The organism is Candidatus Dormiibacterota bacterium, assembly GCA_035635555.1.
GTDB lineage: Bacteria > Acidobacteriota > Polarisedimenticolia > Gp22-AA2 > Gp22-AA2 > Gp22-AA3.
Genome location: DASQAT010000016.1, coordinates 93413 through 112803 on the forward strand (window position 1 = coordinate 93413; position 19391 = coordinate 112803).

The 19391-nt window shown below is 69.2% G+C and carries 18 protein-coding genes; 7 read left to right on the forward strand and 11 right to left on the reverse strand.

Features of this window, described 5'->3' with window-relative positions; all coding sequences use genetic code 11:
* Positions 1-6: 6 nt before the first annotated feature.
* The 6 genes from VEW47_04690 to VEW47_04715 form a co-directional block, all read right to left on the reverse strand.
* Positions 7-1086 carry an ATP-binding cassette domain-containing protein gene (locus VEW47_04690; protein HYS04471.1) on the reverse strand — a complete coding sequence of 360 codons (1080 nt, stop codon included), beginning with the start codon at positions 1084-1086 and terminating at the stop codon, positions 7-9.
* 6 nt (positions 1087-1092) lie between these two features.
* The gene (locus VEW47_04695; protein HYS04472.1) at positions 1093-2235 is read right to left on the reverse strand and encodes an FtsX-like permease family protein; all 1143 of its coding nucleotides are present in this window, start codon (positions 2233-2235) and stop codon (positions 1093-1095) included.
* A gap of 52 nt (positions 2236-2287) precedes the next feature.
* Entirely contained in the window at positions 2288-3598 is a 1311-nt protein-coding gene (locus VEW47_04700; protein HYS04473.1) for an ABC transporter permease, read from the reverse strand.
* 11 nt (positions 3599-3609) lie between these two features.
* Entirely contained in the window at positions 3610-4923 is a 1314-nt protein-coding gene (locus tag VEW47_04705) for a Fe-S-containing protein (protein ID HYS04474.1), read from the reverse strand.
* Positions 4923-5384 carry a transcriptional repressor gene (locus VEW47_04710; protein HYS04475.1) on the reverse strand — a complete coding sequence of 154 codons (462 nt, stop codon included), beginning with the start codon at positions 5382-5384 and terminating at the stop codon, positions 4923-4925. Before VEW47_04710 ends, VEW47_04705 begins: the two co-directional genes overlap by 1 nt.
* 88 nt (positions 5385-5472) lie before the next feature.
* On the reverse strand, positions 5473-6681 hold the full coding sequence (locus VEW47_04715) for an MFS transporter (protein HYS04476.1): 1209 nt from the start codon (positions 6679-6681) through the stop codon (positions 5473-5475).
* 118 nt (positions 6682-6799) lie between these two features.
* Here VEW47_04715 and VEW47_04720 point away from each other — a divergent pair, with 118 nt between their 5' ends.
* Positions 6800-7735 (forward strand): hypothetical protein, encoded by a 936-nt coding sequence (locus VEW47_04720; protein HYS04477.1) that lies wholly within the window; start codon positions 6800-6802, stop codon positions 7733-7735.
* Here VEW47_04720 and VEW47_04725 read toward each other — a convergent pair.
* On the reverse strand, positions 7732-8325 hold the full coding sequence (locus VEW47_04725) for an outer membrane beta-barrel protein (GenBank protein HYS04478.1): 594 nt from the start codon (positions 8323-8325) through the stop codon (positions 7732-7734). The genes VEW47_04720 and VEW47_04725 overlap by 4 nt on opposite strands.
* Complete coding sequence (locus tag VEW47_04730; protein HYS04479.1) at positions 8322-8765, reverse strand: hypothetical protein; 444 nt, start codon at positions 8763-8765, stop codon at positions 8322-8324. The genes VEW47_04725 and VEW47_04730 overlap by 4 nt, the downstream gene beginning before the upstream one ends.
* 124 nt (positions 8766-8889) lie before the next feature.
* On the opposite strand from VEW47_04730, the gene VEW47_04735 reads away from it, so the two are divergent.
* The 3 genes from VEW47_04735 to VEW47_04745 all read left to right on the forward strand — a co-directional run bounded on the left by VEW47_04735 (position 8890) and on the right by VEW47_04745 (position 12857).
* Positions 8890-11679 (forward strand): hypothetical protein, encoded by a 2790-nt coding sequence (locus VEW47_04735; GenBank protein ID HYS04480.1) that lies wholly within the window; start codon positions 8890-8892, stop codon positions 11677-11679.
* Positions 11680-11695: 16 nt separating this feature from the next.
* A complete protein-coding gene (locus tag VEW47_04740; protein ID HYS04481.1) occupies positions 11696-12034 on the forward strand; it encodes a hypothetical protein in 339 nt (112 codons plus the stop codon).
* Between the two features lie 76 nt (positions 12035-12110).
* Positions 12111-12857, forward strand: coding sequence for a DUF1326 domain-containing protein (locus VEW47_04745; protein ID HYS04482.1), 747 nt, complete (start codon positions 12111-12113; stop codon positions 12855-12857).
* An 80-nt stretch (positions 12858-12937) separates the two neighbouring features.
* Here VEW47_04745 and VEW47_04750 read toward each other — a convergent pair whose 3' ends face one another.
* The gene (locus VEW47_04750) at positions 12938-13594 is read right to left on the reverse strand and encodes a DNA-3-methyladenine glycosylase 2 family protein (GenBank protein HYS04483.1); all 657 of its coding nucleotides are present in this window, start codon (positions 13592-13594) and stop codon (positions 12938-12940) included.
* A 92-nt stretch (positions 13595-13686) separates the two neighbouring features.
* On the opposite strand from VEW47_04750, the gene VEW47_04755 reads away from it, so the two are divergent.
* The gene (locus tag VEW47_04755) at positions 13687-14703 is read left to right on the forward strand and encodes an MBL fold metallo-hydrolase (GenBank protein ID HYS04484.1); all 1017 of its coding nucleotides are present in this window, start codon (positions 13687-13689) and stop codon (positions 14701-14703) included.
* 126 nt (positions 14704-14829) lie between these two features.
* A complete protein-coding gene (locus VEW47_04760; GenBank protein HYS04485.1) occupies positions 14830-15528 on the forward strand; it encodes a response regulator transcription factor in 699 nt (232 codons plus the stop codon).
* Positions 15529-15534: 6 nt separating this feature from the next.
* Here the strand turns inward: VEW47_04760 and VEW47_04765 are convergent, their stop codons facing one another.
* Complete coding sequence (locus VEW47_04765) at positions 15535-16485, reverse strand: HD domain-containing phosphohydrolase (GenBank protein HYS04486.1); 951 nt, start codon at positions 16483-16485, stop codon at positions 15535-15537.
* Positions 16486-16661: 176 nt separating this feature from the next.
* Between VEW47_04765 and VEW47_04770 the strand changes: the two genes are divergently transcribed.
* On the forward strand, positions 16662-18200 hold the full coding sequence (locus tag VEW47_04770; protein ID HYS04487.1) for a lipase maturation factor family protein: 1539 nt from the start codon (positions 16662-16664) through the stop codon (positions 18198-18200).
* Here VEW47_04770 and VEW47_04775 read toward each other — a convergent pair.
* Positions 18197-19336 (reverse strand): DUF1207 domain-containing protein, encoded by a 1140-nt coding sequence (locus tag VEW47_04775; GenBank protein ID HYS04488.1) that lies wholly within the window; start codon positions 19334-19336, stop codon positions 18197-18199. The genes VEW47_04770 and VEW47_04775 overlap by 4 nt on opposite strands.
* Between the last annotated feature and the right edge of the window lie 55 nt (positions 19337-19391).

The window sequence follows — 19391 nt, forward strand, 5'->3', positions numbered from 1 at the left end:
GCCGTGTCATCCGGTCGCTCCCCGGCCCGCGGCGCAGCAGTCGCCGCGCGGGATCGGCTTGCCGTGCGGGCAGGCCGGCGGGTGGTTGAGGAAGCCGCAGATCGAGTCGGTCATCACGGGCGACAGGATGTGCTCGAAGAAGCACGCCTCCTCCTCGACCACCGACTCGTGCATCTGGAAGGTCTCCGAGAACAGCGTCTCGGCGAGGCGGTGCCTGCGGATCAGGTTCTCGGCGCGGCGGCGGCCTTCTTCCGTGAACGCCAGACCGGCGGCGCCGAGGATCCCGCGCGCGCGCATGCGCTCCAGGAGCTGCGGCGTCGCCAGGCGGGCGCCGATGGCGCAGATCTCGTGGGCGGCCGCGTCCCCCTCCCCCTTCAGCCAGAGATATTCCAGAACTTCGTCGATCGCCTCCTCGTCCTGCTGCAGCGTCAGGAATTCGCCGGCGACGCGGCCGTGCTCGAGCTGGATCTGCCGCGACGCCCGCCGGCCCACGACCAGGTCGTGCGTCACCATCACGATCGTCTGGCCGGCGTCGTGCATCTGCTCGAACAGATCCAGGACGGCCCGCTCGTTCTCCGCGTCGAGCGAGCCGGTCGGCTCGTCGGCCAGGACGAGCTTCGGCCGGTTGATGAGCGCCCGCGCGATGCAGATCCGCTGCTTCTCCCCGCCCGAGAGCTGCGACGGCAGGTGCCGCAGGCGCTGGCCGAGACCGACTCTCTCGAGCGCCGCGACCGCCTCCCTCTCGTCCGCCATGCTGTGGAGATACTGCGCCAGCATGACGTTCTCGAGCGCCGACAGGTACGGGATGAGGTGGAACTGCTGGAACACCAGGCCGACGGACTCACGGCGGTAGCGGATCAGGTCCGGGCGCGAAATGCGCTGGAGGTCGAGGCCGTCGACGACGACACGCCCTTCGTCCGCCCTGTCGAGCCCGCCCAGCAGGTTCAGGAGGGTCGTCTTCCCCGACCCGGACGGTCCCATGACGGCGAGCCACTCCCCCTGCTGGATCGCCAGGCTGACGCGGTCGAGGGCGCACACCCCCCGGTCGTAGCGGCGCGTGACCTCTTCGATCTCGACGAAGGGCATGACGCGTCAGTCTCCCCGGAGGGCCGCGGCCGGCTGGATCGACAGCGCGTGGCGCAGCGGCAGGAGAACGGCGGCGAAACAGATCAGGAGCGAGGCGAGCAGGACTGCCGGCACGACCGACAGCCGCGGCTCGATGGCGGCCCCGAACAGGCCGCTGCCGATGACCCTCACGAGGATCGCACCGAGGGCGGTCCCGGCGAGCGCCCCGATGAGGCCGAGGAGCCCCACCTCCCCCAGGAACATCTTGAAGATCTCACCGTCGCCGGCGCCGATCGCCCGCGCCAGCCCGATCTCCGACTCGCGCTCCACCACCATCGACATCAGCATGGTCACGAGACAAAGGCCCGACAGGACCAGGACGACGAGGGTGAGGAGGAGCATCATGCGGTCGAGCCGGCCGAGGAGCGCCCCCTCGGTCCGGGCGATGGCGCGCACCGGACGCGCCTCCACTCCCGGCAGCGCCGCCGCGATCCGCGCCGCGGCCCTCTCCACCGCCCGCGGTCCGCCTTCGACGGACACCGCCGCGAACGACATGCGCCCCTCCTGGCCGGTGAGCTCCTGCAGGACCGGGAGCGGCACGAAGATCTGCTCGTCCTCCGCCTCGCCGGTCGAGACGACCCCCGCGACCCGGAGCGCCGCCTCGGCCGGAGCACCGAGACGGGCGACGTCCCCCGGCTTCAGATCGGCGCGCGCCGCCAGCGACACCCCCAGGACGCAGGAGCGTGTCTCCCCGGACGCGACCGCGCCCGTCTCCTCGGTCCGCCAGGCGGGATAGAGGCGGCGCAGCCGGGCGAAATCGGCGCCGACGAGTGTTGCCGCCTGGTCCGCGACGCTCCCGGCGGCGAGGAGGACCGGCGCCACCACGACATCGTCTCCCAGGAGACCGATCACCCGGCCCGCCACCGCCTCGTCCAGACCGGCCCCGCGCCCCGGGCCGCCCGCCGCGAGGGAGGCGGATCCCGCCGCCGGAAGAATCAGGAGGTTCGGGCCGTACGAGCGCAGCTCGCGCGACATCTTCTCGCGGAGCCCGGCCTTCAGGTTGAGGACCGTGGCGATCACGGTGGCGCCGACGGTGATGGAGAGCAGGGCCAGGAGGAACGCCGGGCCGCGCAGGTTCAGGGAGCGCAGGAGGAAGCGGGCCGATGTCACCCAGCGGGCGGGCTCCGCATGCAGTCCGGCGCGCGGACGTCCGGGACTCCCCCTAGAGGCCACGCAGCACCTCGGCCGGGCGGAAGGTCAGGATGCGGCGCGCCGGGACGATGAACCCGCCGATGGTGATCACGAGAGCCACGGCGACCGCCAGCGGAAGGGCGAACGGACGGATGGTCACGGGCGCGCCGAAGACCGAGGCCGAGATGAAGCGCGCCATCAGCCCGCCGGCCACCGCCCCCAGAAGACCGCCCGCCGTCCCCAGGACCACCGCCTCCGCCAGGAACAGACCGACGACGCGCGCGTTTCCGGCCCCCATCGCCTTCAGAAGACCGATCTCCGCGCGTCTCTCCAGGACACTCGTCGACAGGGCGCTCGTCACCGCCAGGGCCGATGCCGTGGCCGCCAGAAGCGCGATGATCGCCATCAGCCCCGAGATGCGGTCGAGGATGATCCCGTCCGAATCGGCTACGCGTCGGATGACGCGCGCCTCGGCGCGCGGCACGGCGCGCGACAGCTCGAAGGCGATCGAGGACGGAAACGGCGTGCAGGTCCAGCGTTCGAAGTCCTCCGGCCGCATCTCGCCCGGCCTGGTCCCGAGTCTCTCGTACACGGCCGACTCCGGAGTCGTCAGGGCGCGGACGAACACCCGCGACACCCGCCCGTCGAGCCCCGACAGCGTCCAGGCCGTCTCGATCGGGACGAGGATCGCGTCATCCTCCTCGCCTCCCGCCGTCAGGATCCCGGTGATCAGGAGGTGCTCCGGGCGCCCCGCGACCTCGATCGTCAGCCCTCCTCCTGGACGAAGACCGAGGGCGCGGGCCAGGCCGCTTCCCGCGACAGCCTCAGGAGCGCTCCCGGTCCGCCCGGCGGCGGGCGACTCGCGGGGCCAGGTCCCCGCGACGCTCCAGTACGGGTTCAGCGCGCGCACGCCGGTCCGCAGCGGCGGCCCGTTCTCCGCGACTTCCCTGTCGAACCAGGTGCCGCGCAGGAGGACGGCGCGCCCGCCGGCCCCCGCGAGGTCCAGCCGCGCGGGAACGTCCAGGATCGGCGCGAACGCCAGGATGTTGTTCTTCCAGAAGTTGTCGCGGACGCTTCCGAGGGCGGATGCATCGAGATAGGAGGGGGCGCGCAGCGCCGACACGTCCTCGCCTCCGACGACGACCTGGGCGGCGCCCCCCTTCGGCAGGACGACGAGGTTGGCGCCGAACGAGTTCAGCTCGCCGCTGATCTTGTCGTCGATGTCGAGGGCGATGTCCCCCAGCGCCGCGGCCGCGCAGGTGCCCAGCGCCACGGCCGCCAGGATGACGGCCCGGCGCCGCTTCCGGCGCAGGAACGAGAGCCCCACCAGACGCAGGAACATGCGTTCGTCTCCTAGGATCCCGGCGGCTTCGCCTGCTCGCGGAGCACCTTCCTGAACGCCGGCGCCTCCTGACGCAGGTCCTGGACCGACACGACCAGCGATCCGTCCTCGTCCCGGTGCGGCAGAGGGATGGGGTTGCAGCCGCCGCCCGTCCCGAGCGTCGCCGGGTTGATGTCCGCGGCGCACGCCAGACAGACCAGCCTCCCCTTCACGTCGGCGTAGCCGTGCGCCCCGCAGACCTGGCAGGCGTCGAACACCGGGACCATCCGGCCGCCCGACTTCTTCACGATGAAGCGCACCACGACACCGTCCACCTCGACTCCGAAGCGGTGCAGGCGCCCGTCCGCGAGTTCGGACTCGCTCACGCGCACAAGCCCCTCGCCGTCCGGCTGCAGCATCAGGGGGGGATCGATCCCCTTCGGCAGGCGCGTGAAGGCGAACGACACCGTCAGCGAGGCGATCGCCAGGATGCCGGCCACGGCGAAGGTCCGTTTCCAGAGCCTGTCCCGGCGGAGACCGGCCAGCGCCAGGCGCTTCTCCGGGCCTTCGAGCGACTGCGCCTGCTGCGCGCGGGCCCGGTCGGCGCGGCCTGGAACGAGCAGCACGATGAGCGGCAGGGCGAGGAGCGAGACCAGGAGCATGACGTTGTTGCGCACGATCGGTCCGATGAGACGCATCTCGCCGCTGCCCAGCGGAATCGTGCCGCGCTCGCCGAACTCGTGCAGGCCGCCGACCAGGAGCTGCGCCGCCAGGACGAACAGCACGACGGCGGTGACGTTGAAGAATCGCTGCAGATCGACGCGCGCCGTGCCGCGCACGAACGACACTCCGAACAGGACGGCCAGGGCGATGCCGACAAGCCCGGCGAAGAACGCCAGGAGGGCGTCGGTCGTCAGATCGACCGCGGCCAGGAACAGCACGGTCTCGACCCCCTCGCGCAGGACCAGGGCGAAGGTCAGGCCGAACAGACCCGCGCCGACCGCCCCGGCGTCCCCCGCGGCCGGGGCGCGCGCGGCGATCCTCTCGACACGCGCCTCGATCGTCTGCTTCAGGCGCCTGCCGGTCCGGAGCATCCAGATCACCAGGCTCGTGACCAGGATCGCCCCGGCGATCATCAGCCAGCCTTCGTACGCCTCCTCCTGGATGTCCAGGGCGGCGAAGACGGCCGCACAGCCCAGGCTCCCCGCGACCCCCGCGGCCAGGCCCCGGTAGACGAAGCGGGAGAGCGACTCGCGCCCGGTCTTGCGCAGGTAGATGAGGATGATGCCGACGACGAGGGCCGCCTCGATCCCCTCGCGCAATGTCACCACCAGGGCCTCGAACATCAGCCTTGCTTCCTCGCGGCCCGGCGGGCCCCGCCGTCGCCCGCGCAGGCGCTGCAGTATCCCCGGATCTGGTGCGTGTGCCCGGTCATGACGAATCTCTTCCGGCGGCAGACCTCCACCTGGATGCGCTCCACCTCCGGACTCTCGAACTCGAGGATGGTGCCGCAGCCCAGGCAGATCATGTGATCGTGGTGGTGCCGCCCGACCATCAGCTCGTAGCGCGCCTGACCGTGGGCCATCTCGACCTTGTGGATGAGCCCCGAGTCGACGAGACGCGGCAGGTTGCGGTAGAGAGTCGCGCGCGAGACTCCGTGCCCGGCCTTGCGCAGGCGCATTAGCAGGTCGTCGACGTCGAAGTGCCCGCGCACCGACACCACGTGGTCGAGGATGACACGCCTCTCGCGCGTCATCTTCAGATTGTGCCTGCTCAGGTACTGCGCGAACCGCTCGATGACCTGCACGTGGGCCGCCCCCGCCCCCCGGCGCGCATCCGGACGCGCGCCGCTAGTTGCAACACAGTCTCAATTATCCTTCCGGGATAGCGCCCTGTCAAACCGGCGGCGCCGTTCCGGCTTCCTCGGGGGGGCGGGTGCGGCGGAAGGCCGCGAACAGCAGCACGTCGTAGGCGATCTTCATGACCGAGCCGATGAGCAGGGGGGTCATCAGCGACCAGCCGGTCATGAACCAGCCGGCGAACGACGGGGCGATCGCCCAGGCTCCGACGCGCACCAGGTGGGTGACCCCCGAGGCCAGGGTGCGCTCCTCTGGGCGCACGACCGCCATGACGTAGGACTGTCGCGTCGGGACATCCATCTCGACCAGCCCCTCGCGCAGGAGGAACAGGATCGCCGCGACGGGGAAAGTGGGGGCGAATGCCACGGTGACGAGAAGGAGGCTCGAGGGGACGTGCGTGAAGACCATCGTGTTCACCAGGCCGATGCGGCGCGACAGCCAGGCGGCGCCGAGGTGGGACACGGCGTTGAAGATCCGCGCCCCGAAGAACAGCAGCCCGAGGATCCCCTCGCCGACCGAGAACCGCTCGTAGAAGAACAGGGTCAGGAGCGCGGTGGTCAGGAACCCGCCCGCCAGGCTGTCGAATGCGAACAACGACGCGATCCGCCACAGCACGCGGCGCGTCCCGGGGCTCACTTTCGTCTTCGGCAGGCCCGGGGCGCGCTCGACCCTGGGCGACAGTCCGAGGTAGAGACCGGCCGTGACGAGCATCAGGACGGCATAGACGCCGACACCGGCCCGGAACGACGCGATGTCCGCGACGCCGAGACTCCGCAGCAGGGCCGGCAGGCCGGCCAGGAGGGCGCCGAGGGCGTGGCCGATATCCTGCAGGACGTTGTACCAGGCGAACGCCTGCGTGCGCCCGGCGTCGTCCACGGTGGCCGGCAGGATGACCTGGTCGAGGATGAGCGAGGCGCCGCGGTCGCGCCCCATCCCGTTCACCATCCCCAGAAATGCCGCGGCCCCGGCGGCGAACGGGTGGGCGGTCAGGGCGAACCCGAGCCCGCCGCAGGCGGCCAGGAGGGACAGGACGAGAAGCGAGCGCTTGCGCCCCATGTCGTCGCCGATCAGGGTGACGACGAGCGCCGCGGCCGCGCAGCCGAAGAGCCCCGCCCCGACCACGTAGCCGATGCGGGCGGGGTCGAAGTCCAGGCGCGCCATGAAGACGCCCATGAGGACTCCGATCATCCCGGTCGCCAGGGCCCGCACGAACGCCGCGGAGTACAGGATGGTGCGATCGGTCATCGGGGAATCCTAGCATCCGCCACCGGACGGATCGATCCCCGGCGCGATCTTTGACAGACGGCGGGCCGAAACATAAATTGAGACCGCCATGACCGTCACGGCTCGAAAGGAGCTCTCGATGAGACGTCCGAACCTCAATCGTGCAGTGTTGCCGGCCCTGGCCGGCCTTCTGGCGGCCCTGGCGCCCGGGACGAATCCGGCCCGCGCGGGGGACCTGCAGCGAACCATGGAATCGCGCTGGCGCGGGGCCTGGGTCCTGACATCCTTGGACACCTACTCCGACTGCGGCGGCTTCCACACCGACAACCAGGTGAGCGGCACCCTGGTCAGCAGCAAGGGGCGGTTCCGCTTTCGCGCCGGCGAGCTGGGGCAGGTCGGCAAGGTCGACGTCAAGCGCTCGCGGATCGAGATCCTCCTCAGCCTGCCCGAGCCGGTCCTGACCTCCTTCCGGGACGGACCGTTCACGCTGTACAACGAGAACCGCTGCCTGATCGAGCTGGACGTGGACCTGCCGCGATCCATCGTGTCGAACGACGACGCGAACGCGGTCGAGACTGCCCTCAAGCCGATCATCGGCCGGTTCGCCAGCCAGGAGGAGGCGACGCGGGCGAAGACGTGGAACCATCGCCAGCGCGACGCCTACCCCGCCGATTACGACCGCACCCTCGCCGAGCACGCCGCCTGGAAGGCGAAGCAGGCGAACGCCGGCATCCAGGCCAGGCTCGACAAGGCCATGGAGGAGACCACGCGGCTCAGCGACAGGATCACCGGTGATCCCAGCTACCTGAAGGGGTTCGCCGCCGGCGTCGAGGCGATGAAGTCGATCGACCTGACGAGGTGCAACGATCTGCTCAGCCGCGACTACGGAAATTTCGCGGCCGGACCGTCGAGCGTGATGGCGGCCCTGGGCGGAGAGGCCGCCAACCAGTACTCGCGCGGCTTCCAGGACGGGCAGCGTCTGGTCTTCGGCCTCGAGTCGCTGCGGCGGCTGCCGTCGTGCATGGTGCCGGTGCCGGAGGTCTCCTCGGACGCGCCCCGGCCGCGGGGGAACTAGAAGATCGTCACCGGCGCCGGGTGGTGGTGCCCGATCCGGAAGGTGAGCCCCGCCCCGAGCGAAAGATGGAAGTAGGAGTGCTCGAACGCGTCGCCGCCGGGGATCGAAAGCTCGACCCGCAGGGCCACGGCGCTCCTTTTGCCGAAGAAGAACCGGCTCCCGCCCCCGATCTGATAGCCGGTCTCGGTGTCGCTGGACGACAGGCCGACCGCCTCGATCCTGGTCTTCGCGATGCCGACGCCGAGAAGGACGTACGGCACCACGTCCTCGCGCGGATGGAAATTGACGACCAGATTGACGAGGGCGAGGCTCAGCGTCATGCTCCGCTCCGCCCCGGGGAGTGGTGTGGTCTCGACGCGGCCGCGCGTGATCTGTCCCTCCCACTGCAGCAGGTCCGTCATGTGCATCCCGCCTCGCAGCGACCAGCGTCCGCCGGTCTCCCCCAGAAGCTCCGGGTCGAAGCGCTGCCGCGCGTAGTCGACTCCGACTTCGCCGTCGCGCTCCCTGATCCCCGCCCGGGCCGGAGCGACCGGAGCGACGATCAGGAGGATCCCGGCGATGACGATCGACCGGACGGGGCGCCCGGTCATCGGAGGACCGTCCAGGCCCCCGACGTCCCCAGACCGCACGTGCACGCGGGGCACGAGTCGCTCGTGAGCCGATAGTTCCCGTCAATTTCGCGGCCGCCGTTCATCGCGCCGTCGAACAGGAAAACGCCCTCGCTTCCGGCAGCCTCCCCGATGCTGACCGCGAAGTGCACGTCGTCCTGGTTGAAGGCCACGGTCCGGTCACCCGTGCCGCGGTCCTGGCCGCCGGGGCAGGAGGGCCCGGTGAGGACCAGCGTCACGTCGTAGAGCGTCAGATCGCCGAACGCCCTCTTCCCCGCGAACGTGACCTGGAGGCTCCCCGCGATCCCCCCGGCGGTCCACTGCCCGTGCCAGGTCCCTTGGAGATCGATCTCCGGGTTCCCGGTGCATGCCCAGCAGGCCGGCAGGAGAGCGACGACCAGAATCCGCGTCAGAATCTTCATGGATGTGAGAACTCCCCGAACCCTAATCCATGCGGCCCTGGGCGTCAAGCGGGGACGGCGCAGTTGACGCGTCCGGCCCGCTCGCCCTATTCTTCGCCGCTCCAACAACTCTCCGGAGGCCCTCATGTCCTGGTCAAAGCACCGCTCCGCCCGAACTGCTCCCGTCCCCTTCATCCTGCTCTTCGCCTGCTTCGCCTCTCTGCCGCCGCTCCTCGGGTCCAGCGGCGCGGCGACGAAGAAGAAACCCGCTTCAGCGGAGAGCCCGGGCAAGGGGGCGGCTTCCGGAGAGACCGGTCCGGTCGGGGCGGAGCTGTTTCGATCCTTGTCGTGGCGCTCCGTCGGTCCCGCCAACATGGGAGGCCGGATCAGCGAGATCGCCCTGGTTCCCGGGAAGCCGGCGCAGTTCTTCGTCGCCACCGGGACCGGCGGGCTGTTCAAGACGGGCAACGCGGGGACGACGTTCGCGCCGATCTTCGACGAGCAGACGGTCCTGTCGATCGGCAGCGTCGCGGTCGCTCCGTCGAACCCGGACATTCTCTATATCGGCACGGGGGAAGGGAACGGCCGCAACTCCTCCAGCTGGGGCAACGGGATCTACAAGTCGACCGACGGCGGCGAGTCGTTTGCCCGCGTCGGCCTCCTCGACTCGCGGGACATCCCACGTCTGGCGATCCATCCCAGGAACCCCGACATCGTGTTCGCGGCCGTCATGGGCCACCTGTGGGACGCCAGCAAGGAGCGCGGGCTCTACCGGACCATCGACGGCGGCAAGACCTGGACGCCGGCCCTGCAGATCGACGAGGACCACGGGTGCATCGACGTCGTCCTCGACCCGTCGAACCCGGACGTCGTCTACGCCGCCCTGTACGCGCGCAGGCGCACACCGTGGTCGTTCACGAGCGGCGGCTTCGGCGACAAGGGGGGCATCTACAAGTCGACCGACGGCGGGAAGTCGTTCCGGCGGCTCGTGGAAGGGTTGCCGAAGAAGACCGGCCGGATCGGCCTCGCCCTGTCCGCCGCCGCCCCGGCGCACGTCTACGCCGTGATCGAGGCGGACGACGCCGGCACGACCCCCATCGACGAGAACCTCAGCAAGGCGGGGGGCGTCTTCAGCAGCACCGACGCCGGCGGGCACTGGACGCGTCTCAGCCAGTTCGCGCCCCGGCCGTTCTACTTCAGCAAGATCGTCGTCGACCCGAAGGACGAGAATCGCATCTACGTCCTCGGGTTCAACCTGTCGGTGTCGGACGACGGCGGCCGGACGTTCCGCGCCAACGGCGCCGTCCTGCCGCACGTGGACTGGCACACTCTGGTCGTGGACCCCAACGACACCGACCGGCTCCTGGCCGGTTCGGACGGCGGCGTCTACGAGAGCCGCGACCGCGCCAAGACCTGGCGCTACCTCGACAACGTCCCCCTGGGAGAATTCTACGAGATCGGGCTCGGGATGGATTTCCCCTACACGATCTGCGGCGGCCTCCAGGACAACGGCACGTGGTGCGGGCCGTCGCGGGGCACCGACCTGTTCGGCGAGAGCGACGAGAAACGGATGAACATGTCCAACCGCGACTGGTTCACCGTCTGGGACGGTGACGGCTACTACGCGCAGATCGATCCGCGCAATCCGGCCTTGATCTACGCGGAATCGCAGCAGGGTTTCGCCGGGCGGATCGATCTCGCCACGAGCCGGATCAAGCTCCTCCGCCCCCAGCCCAAGGAGGGGATGCCCGGCTTCCGTTTCAACTGGAACAGCCCGCTGCTGCTCTCGAAGCACGACCCGGAAGTCCTGTACCTGGGCGGGAACCGCCTGTTCAGGCTGACCAGGAGGGGGGATGCCTGGGAGGCGATCTCCCCCGACCTGTCGAACCGCGACGTCGAGAAGATCGTGACGACCGGGTCGGGCGCCGAGACGCACGGGACGATCGTGGCGCTCGCCGAATCGCCCCTCAAGGCCGGTCTCCTGTGGACGGGAACGGACGACGGCAACGTCCAGGTCACGCACGACGACGGCAAGACCTGGCAGAACGTCGCCGGAAAATTGCCGTCGGTCCCGAAGGGCACGTACGTGTCGCGTCTCGAGGCCTCCCACTTCGAGCCGGGCGCCGCGCTGTCCGCCTTCGACGGGCACCGCACGGGCGACAACCGGCCGTACATCTTCGAGACGCGCGATTTCGGTTCCACCTGGAAATCCCTGGCGGGCAACCTCCCCGGCGACGGGCCGGTGCGTGTCGTGCGCGAGGACCCCGCGAACGAAAATCTGCTGTTCGCCGGGACCGAGTTCGGCCTGTTCGTCAGCTTCGATCGCGGCGGGCACTGGGTGTCCCTGCGCGGCGATTCGCTCCCCCCGGTCCAGGTCCACGATCTTCAAGTCCATCCGCGCGATCGGGACCTCGTGGCGGGGACGCACGGCCGCTCCATCTTCATCCTGGACGACATCACCGGGCTGGAGCAGATGACCGCCGAGGCGATGACGAAGCCGCTGGCGCTGTTCAACCCGCGCCCGGCCCGCGGCTTCTACCTCCTGGGGAAGACCGCCGTGTGGGGCAACGATCGCTTCGGTGCGAAGAACCCCCCCTTCGCCACTATCAACTACTGGGTCAAGGAGCGTTCCGCCGAGGGGGCGAAGCTGACGATTTCCGACGCGCGCGGCCAGACCGTGCGCGAGCTGACCGGTCCCGCCGAGCAGGGGCTGAACCGGATCGCCTGGGACCTGACGCGGGACAAGCAGCAGCGGATCGACCCGCCCGAGGCGCAGGCGTCGGGCCAGACCCCGTTCGTCCCGGCCGGCGAGTACGACCTGACGCTCAGCGTCGCCAAGGAAAAAGCGAAGGCGAAGCTGAGCGTCGTCCATCCGGCGGGCGTCGGGCCTGAAGCGCCGGCGTCCCTCTCGGATCGACCCGGCGACAGCGACTGATCGATAATGCCGGCTGATGGGCCCGAGCCGGTACGTCAACATTTTCATCGAGCCGAACCCGAACTGCCCGGAAGGGTGCAGCCAGCGCTTTCAGGCGGTCGGCGAGCCGCGGACGGTCCGGCGCATCCGCTACTCGCCCGGCGCCGGGACCCTGGTCGAGTGCCTGGTCGAAGGAGTGTCGAGCGCCGACGGCGGCGCCTGTCCCGCCCGGGCCGTGAGCGTCGAGGATTCGGGGGCGGGCACGGTCACCCTCGTGTACGGCGGCGACTGGGGCCTGCGACTCAGTCCGAGCGGAGGCGGCCCCTCGTTGGGGGAGCCCTACCTGCTCGTGGATGATGATGACATCCTGGAGTGAATCGTGGTATGACATGCACCCGCAAGGCCAGCACCGGCCGGACCGACCGGCCATTCGCACAAGGAGGCTCCCCCGCATGACACGCAGAACCCTGTTCCTGTCCTTCGCCGTAATCGCCCTGGCCGGCGCCGCCCTGGTCGCCCGGGCGGCCGACGCCTCCAAGACCGAGGCTCCGAAGACCCCCTGGAAGATAGTCGGCCAGCTCGAGGAGGCGTGTTCGTGCAGCGCCGCCTGTCCCTGCTGGTTCGGCTCGAAGCCGACGCGCATGACCTGCGGCGGCGGTCAGTTCATCTTCATCGACAAGGGGACCTACGGCAGCGTGGCCCTGGACGGCCTGTCGGTCGGCAGCATGCTCGAGAGCCCCGAGGGGAAGAGCATGATGGAATCGTTCGGCAACTTCAAGTTCAGCAACGTCTATGTCGACGAGAAGGCCACCCCGCAGCAGCGCGAGGCGTTGCTGGTGATCGCGAAGGTGCTGGGGTCCGAATCCTCGCCCAAGAGGGAGATCCGGTACGTGCCCATCAACCGCACGATCTCCGGCAAGGAGCACGCCATCTCGCTCGGTCAGTACGGCAAGTTCTCCGGCCACCTGATCGAAGGAGGCCTGGGCGGCTCCGCCCGGATCGTCAACCCGCCGGGGGCGGACCCTCTGCACAAGGAGTACGAGCAGGGGACGACCACGCAGATCGTCTACAACGACGCGGGCAAGAACTGGAGCTTCGAGAACTCCAACTACATGTTCGGCACGTTCCAGATCGACAGCGAGATGTACGAGAAGTACACCGCCGGTCTGGCGCAGAAGATGGCGCAGAAGAAGAACTGAGGCGCCGGGCCACTCTCCGACATCCGGGCCGGGCGGCGCCCTCGCGGCGCCGCCCGGCCCTTCTTTTCAGTCCCCGGCTCTCAGGCGCCGTCCACGGGAGCGCGCGGCTCGAGGGCGCGCCACAGGTACCAGGAGGCCACCGTCCGGTGAGGCCGCCAGCGCTCGCCACGGCGCAGCACCTGCCGCGGCGTCGGCAGCGCGCGGGTGCCGAAGGCGAGGCGGAACCCCTTGCGGATGCCGTAGTCGGCGGCGGGGAGGACGTCCGGACGTCCGAGCCTGAAGATGAGGAGCATCTCGACGGTCCAGCGTCCGACGCCGCGCACCCGGGTGAGGCGGTCGACGATCTCGTCTTCGTGCATGCGCCGCAATTCGCGCAGCGGCGGGACAGTGCCGTCCTTGGTCCTCGCGGCCAGATCCTTGAGGGCCGCGACCTTGGCGCGCGACAGTCCGGCTCCGCGCAGCGCTTCGTCCGTCTGCCCCAGCACGTCGTCGGGCGACGGGAAGCGGCGCGGCCGGAACAGCGCAACAAACCGGCCGTGAATCGTCGCGGCGGCGCGGCCGGTGAGCTGCTGGTACACGATCGCCTCCGCGAGGCTGGCGAAGGGGCTCTGGATCGCGTCCAGCTCCAGACGGCAGGGGCCCACTCTCCTGATGAGACGGGCGAGCGGCGGGTCGGCGCGCGCGAGCACACGCACCGCCGCACGGGTGTCGAGGCCGGGGGGTCGTTTCCTGGTCATCAGAGCGATGATACCGCGACGGTGATAAAGTGTCGCGTCCCGCGTAGACCGAAGGGACGGAGGACGTCCTGCGAACCCTGATCCTGGCTGCGGTGCTTGCCCTGACGCCCGGTCCCATCCTGGCGCACACCGGCTCGGTGCCCGCCACGACCACGCCACCGCAGGAAAAGAAAGGACCGGAGTTCAAGCTCGAGAAGCTGTCGGACCGGGCCTACTGCCTGTACGGGCGGGGGGGAAACGTCGGCTTTCTGGTGACGGACGCCGGGATCGTGGTCGTGGACGATCAGTATGAGGAGGTGGCGCAGGGTGTCGTCGATCAGATCCGCTCGGTGAGCGAGCGGCCGATCCGGTACCTGGTCAACACCCACTACCACGGCGATCACACCGGGGGCAACCCGGTGTTCGTCAAGTTCGCGGAGATCATCGCGCACGACACCGTCCGTCCTCGGCTTCTGGAGTACCCGGAGACGGTCAAGAAGACATTCCCTGACAAAGTGCGACGGATCCAGGAGGAGATCGATCGCATCAAGGACGCGACCGACCCGTACCGCATCGCCCTCGACAAGGACCTGGGGCTGCTCAATTTCCTCCTGAAGGACGCCCTCGACTACGACCCGGCCAAGGCCGCGCCACCGGGCCTCACCTACGACGGCTCGGTGCGTCTCTGGCTGGGTGGCCAGGAGGTGGACGTCCTGCACGTCGCCCCCGGTCACACGGACGGCGACTCGATGGTCTATTTCGCGGGCCAGAAGGTGCTGCACATGGGTGACCTGTTCTTCAACGGCATGTACCCGTTCATCGACGTCTGGGCCGGCGGCTCGGCGCTCGGCTACGTCAAGAACATCGATCGGATCCTGTCGATCGTCCCGGCCGACACGCGGGTGATCCCGGGCCACGGTCCCGCCACGGACGTGGCCACGCTGAAGAGGTTCCGGGACTTCATGTCGGACCTGATCGCCGCGGTCGAAAAGGCCGCCAAGGGCGGCAAGTCGAAGCCCGAGGCGGTGCGGACCATCACCATGGACCAGTACCCGGAGATCAAGCCGCAGTCCCGTACGCTCGGAAACGAAATTTCGGTCATCTACGACGAGATCGCCCCGGCGCGCTAGTCGCGCCCTCAGGGCAAGACCCTACGACTGAATTGGGGCATCGACCCCATTCCCCGGGACCCCGTCGCGCCCGCATAATCTCGACACGATTGACGCGCGATGTTCGTGCGCCAGGAAGGGGGACTCATGATCAGCATCGTCCTGGCCGACGATCACAAGGTGGTGAGGGAGGGGCTGCGCCTCCTGCTGCAGGGGAATCCCGACTTCTCGGTCGTAGGGGAGGAGTCCGACGGCCTGCGCGTTGTGGATCTGGTCGACCGGCTGAGACCCGACGTCCTGGTGGCGGACCTCATGATGCCGGGGCTGGGAGGCCTGGAAGTGACGCGGAGGGTGACGAAGCGGACTCCGGGGACACGGGTCGTGATCCTGTCGATGCACGATGATTCGGCGTACGTCTGGGAGGGACTGAACAACGGCGCCAGCGCCTACGTCCTCAAGGACGCCGGCGCCGACTGCCTGACGCAGGCCGTGCGCGAGGCGGCCGCGGGGAGGCGGTACATCAGCCCACCCCTCCGCGAGGCGGACCTGCAGGATTACGAGCGCATCAGGGGCGACGCCCCGCGCGATCCCTACGATCGGCTGACCGACCGCGAGCGGGAGGTGCTGCACCTGACCGCCGAGGGGCTCACCGGGCCCCAGATCGCCGCTTCGCTCGGGATCAGCCCGCGCACCGCCGAGACCCACCGCGCCAACATCCTGAAGAAGCTTCAGCTGCGCGGCAAGACGGATCTCGTGCACTTCGCTCTCGGACGCGGTCTCGTCCGCCCGAACGCCCGCCACGCCGGCCGGCCGCAGGCCGGCGTCCCCCCGGCGAAGATGTCGTAGGAGTGTTCAGGACGAGCGCAGGCAGCGATCCAGGGTCTCGAGAACGTCCGGGTCCCACCAGCCCCTGCGCACCTCTTCGCGCATGATCTCCATGCACTTGGAGTGAGGCAACGCGTCGCGATAGGGTCTTCGGGTTGCGAGGGCGTCGTACACATCGACCACGCTGAGAATGCGCACCACCAGGGGAATCTCCTTCCCCTGCAATCCATCCGGGTACCCGGACCCGTCGAGCCGCTCGTGGTGGTGGCGGATGAGCGGGACGACCTTCTCCATGGTGCGCATCGAACGGCAGAGGTCGGATCCGACGACCGGGTGGCTGCGCATCGTGACGAGCTCCTCCGGCGTGAGGGGCCCAGGCTTGTTGAGGACCGCGTCGGAGACCGCGATCTTGCCGAGGTCGTGGAAGATCCCCGCGAGGTAGAGAGACTTGAGATCCCCGTCCGGAACGTTCATCGCCCGGCCCACCAGTGTGCCGTAACGGCCGAGCCGCCGGCAATGGTCGCCCGTGTAGCGGTCCCGGCTCTCGACCACCAGCGCGATGCTCTCCAGGACCCGCGACGCGTGCTCGAACTCATCCGTGAAGTGCTTGAGCGACAGGAGAGAGCGCACGCGGGTCGTGAGCTCGACGACGTTGAAGGGCTTGGTCAGATAATCGTCCGCGCCCAGCTCGACCGCCTTGACCTTGTCGGGAAGCTGGTCGAGCGAGGTGAGCATGACGATCGGGACGAGACGTGTCTTCGGATCCTCTTTCAGCGCCTGACAGACGGCGTATCCGTCGCGCCGCGGCATCACGACGTCGCACAGGATGAGGTCGGGCGCCTCGCGTGCCACCGCCTCGAGAGCCTCCTCGCCGTCGGCCGCCTCCGTGATCCGATACCCGAGGGGCTCGAGGACGTCGCGGACGATTTGCCGGTTCGCTTCCTGATCGTCCACCACGAGGATACGCGCACCCTGCACTGTTCCACCTCCCCCCGCCCCCGTGCCGCCGGAGAATCGCACAGCGGGGCGGCACGACGTGAATGTTCGGGCGCTACAATCGAAAATAGGTGCCGGCCGGGGGGTGTCAAGCAGCCCCGCGACTTCCCGGCGAAAAAGGGGATCACGAAAGTGTGCTCACCGGGCGTGGCAGACACATGAGCGATCGTGGACGGGTCGTCGTCCTGTTCCGCGCCGGCCTCGGCCTGGTCTTCCTGGCCGCCTTCCTGTCGCTCGCGGTGCAGCTGCGCGACCTGGTCGGAACGCGCGGGCTCCTGCCCTGGGTCGAGTTCCTGGCGCGTCTCGGGTCGACCCACGCGGGCCTGCTGGACCGCCTGCTCGCCTTCCCCACCCTCTTCCTCTTCATCCACGGCGACGCGGCGTTCCTGATCGTTCCGCTTCTCGGCGCCCTGATCTCGATTCTCCTGGTTCTCGGGATCGGAGGGCGCGCCGTTCCGTTCGTCCTGTGGTTCCTGTACCTGTCGTGCATCACCGCGGGGCGCGACTTCTTCTATTACCAGTGGGACAACCTTCTCATGGAGACTTCCCTTCTGGCGATCCTCCTCCCGGGACAAGGCACGCTCCTCGACCTCGCCCGCGGACGGCCGCTGCCGGAGCCGCAGCCGATCGCGATCTTCCTCGTGAAGTGGCTCCTGTTCCGGCTGCTGTTCGAGTCGGGGCTGGCGAAGATCGAGGCGGGGAAGGACACCTGGCTGAACCTGACCGCGATGACCTACTACTACGAGACCGCCCCCCTCCCCTCCTGGGGCGGCTGGCTCGTCCAGCAGTTCCCCCTCTGGTTCCATCAACTCTCGGTCTTCTTCACGTTCTTCGTCGAGATGCCGCTGGCGGTCCTGATCTTCCTGCCGCGGCGCTTCCGCCTGCTGTTCTTCGCGATCCACCTTCCCTTCCAGCTGTCCATCGGCCTGACGTCGAACTACGGGTTCTTCAATCTCCTGTCGATCGTGCTGAGCCTCTCCTGTCTCGAGGACCGTGACCTCGATGCGGCGTTCGGGCTCGCGGACAGGTTGCTGCGACCCCGCCGACCCGGCGCAGCGGAGGCGCAGACGGCGGTCGCGGAGAGCGCCGCCCCCCCCGCGGGGGTGCGGCGCGGCATTCTCCTCGCGCGTGTCCCCGGCTGGGCGCTGGCGCTCCTGCTGGTGCCCGCCTCCACCGTCGAGGCGCTCGGCTATTTCGCGCCGTCGATGGTGCAGGGTCAGGGCCTGGCGCGCCTCCGGGGCCTGTATCTCCCGTTCCGGAGCATCAACGTCTATCACCTGTTCCCGGGTATCCTGCGCGAGCGGATCGTCGCCGAGATCGAGGGAACCTCCGACGGCGCGGAGTGGAGGCCGTATCATCTGCGCTACGCGCCGGGCGATCCGCGCGATCCCCCGCCGACGACCTTTCTGCACAACCCGCGCTTCCCGTTCCACTACTCCTTCTGGACGCTCGGACGCGGGCGCCGCGACGAGGAATACATCGGCAACCTGGCGCGGCGGCTGTGCTGCGATCCCGGCGCTCTGGCGCCCCTGTTCAAGGACGATCCGTTTCCCGCCACGGGTCCCCGCGCCCTGCGCATCGTCTACTACCGTTACCGCTTCGGGCGCCGCGCCGACCTGGCTCTCGGGAATTACTGGCTGAGGGAGCAGGTGGGGGGACCGACGCGCCCCTATACCTGCTCGTGCGCGCCGCCTTAGAAGGCGTAGGCGATGCCGATCCCGTAGTACCTGACATCGACCTGGAAGAACTGTCCGTGCGGAGCGTGACCGTTGTAATACTCGAGCAGAAGCTGGGTCGATCGGGCGTCCCCGTAGGGACTCCTGAACAGCAGCCCCGCCTTCGCGCTCCAGTCCCGGTCCCAGCCGGTCTCGCTCCAGGCCTCGACGTCGAGGCCGGCGACGAGGCGCGAGGTATGCCAGTGGACCGGGTTCCCCCGGTACTCGGCCCCCGCCTGCAGCCGGCTCCGCCCGACGTCCGAGGGATCGATCGTCACGATGCGCGTGCCGCCGAAATAGGCCCGCGCCCCCGCCCTCTCGTACGAGCCGAGCACCTCGACCGCCTCGTAGCTCAGATTGATCCGCGGCGCGGGCGGCACAGGCTGCGTGTCCTGGGTCTGCAGCAGGAACTCGTCCCCCAGGTGGGACGACTGGTGGAACAGCCTGAGGCGCGCCGACCAGGGGCCGCTGCGGTAGCTCAGCGGAAAGCCGACGTAGTAATCCGCGTTCAGGAGGTCCATGGACGGTGTGTCGAGGTTGAAGATCGCGAACACCGCGCCGCTGATTCCGAGCTGCCAGCCGTCCCCGGGATGCCCGCGCGGCCAGCGCAAAAGCCCGAAGTTCTCGCCGAATCCGACCGAGGCGATGTCGAACCTTCCGCTCCCGGTGCGCCAGCGCTGCCAGGTCATGTGGAAACGCGGCTGCTTCTGGTCGGCCAGGGGGGGCGTGAACAGATCTCCCGCCGGGAAGCGCACCGTGGCCCGTCCGGGAGGGGGACGGAGCCATTCGATCCAGCTCTTGAAGCGACGCCGATCACGCGTGTCCTCGACCTCCAGGCGGTTGACCACGCGGCGGACCCCCTGGAAGGCGATCACCGCGTCGACAATCCGATCGATCTCCTCCGGTGTCGTGACCGTACCGCTCAGTGTGACGACACCGTTTTCGACCGCGACCAGGAGTCTGTCCCGCCGCAGGTGCAGGACCTGCTCCAGGTAGGAGACGATGTAGCCGCGCAGGAAGACGTCGTCGGCCGGCTCCTCCTGGACCGCGGCCCGGACGGGAAGGAACATGACCAGGAGGGATATCGTCAGCCCCGGAAGAAACGATCGGAGGCGCATGGGCGTGGATCCTACGGCATCTTCTTGACGAACAGGCGATCGCGTCGTAGTTTCC

Coding starts and splice junctions, on each gene's coding strand:
- VEW47_04750 (HYS04483.1), bottom strand. CDS start 13,594: ATGACCAGGAAACGACCCCCCGGCCTCGACACCCGTGCGGCGGTGCGT.
- VEW47_04715 (HYS04476.1), bottom strand. CDS start 6,681: ATGACCGATCGCACCATCCTGTACTCCGCGGCGTTCGTGCGGGCCCTG.
- VEW47_04700 (HYS04473.1), bottom strand. CDS start 3,598: ATGTTCCTGCGTCTGGTGGGGCTCTCGTTCCTGCGCCGGAAGCGGCGC.
- VEW47_04690 (HYS04471.1), bottom strand. CDS start 1,086: ATGCCCTTCGTCGAGATCGAAGAGGTCACGCGCCGCTACGACCGGGGG.
- VEW47_04760 (HYS04485.1), top strand. CDS start 14,830: ATGATCAGCATCGTCCTGGCCGACGATCACAAGGTGGTGAGGGAGGGG.
- VEW47_04725 (HYS04478.1), bottom strand. CDS start 8,325: ATGACCGGGCGCCCCGTCCGGTCGATCGTCATCGCCGGGATCCTCCTG.
- VEW47_04735 (HYS04480.1), top strand. CDS start 8,890: ATGTCCTGGTCAAAGCACCGCTCCGCCCGAACTGCTCCCGTCCCCTTC.
- VEW47_04775 (HYS04488.1), bottom strand. CDS start 19,336: ATGCGCCTCCGATCGTTTCTTCCGGGGCTGACGATATCCCTCCTGGTC.
- VEW47_04720 (HYS04477.1), top strand. CDS start 6,800: ATGAGACGTCCGAACCTCAATCGTGCAGTGTTGCCGGCCCTGGCCGGC.
- VEW47_04740 (HYS04481.1), top strand. CDS start 11,696: ATGGGCCCGAGCCGGTACGTCAACATTTTCATCGAGCCGAACCCGAAC.
- VEW47_04705 (HYS04474.1), bottom strand. CDS start 4,923: ATGTTCGAGGCCCTGGTGGTGACATTGCGCGAGGGGATCGAGGCGGCC.
- VEW47_04730 (HYS04479.1), bottom strand. CDS start 8,765: ATGAAGATTCTGACGCGGATTCTGGTCGTCGCTCTCCTGCCGGCCTGC.
- VEW47_04745 (HYS04482.1), top strand. CDS start 12,111: ATGACACGCAGAACCCTGTTCCTGTCCTTCGCCGTAATCGCCCTGGCC.
- VEW47_04770 (HYS04487.1), top strand. CDS start 16,662: ATGAGCGATCGTGGACGGGTCGTCGTCCTGTTCCGCGCCGGCCTCGGC.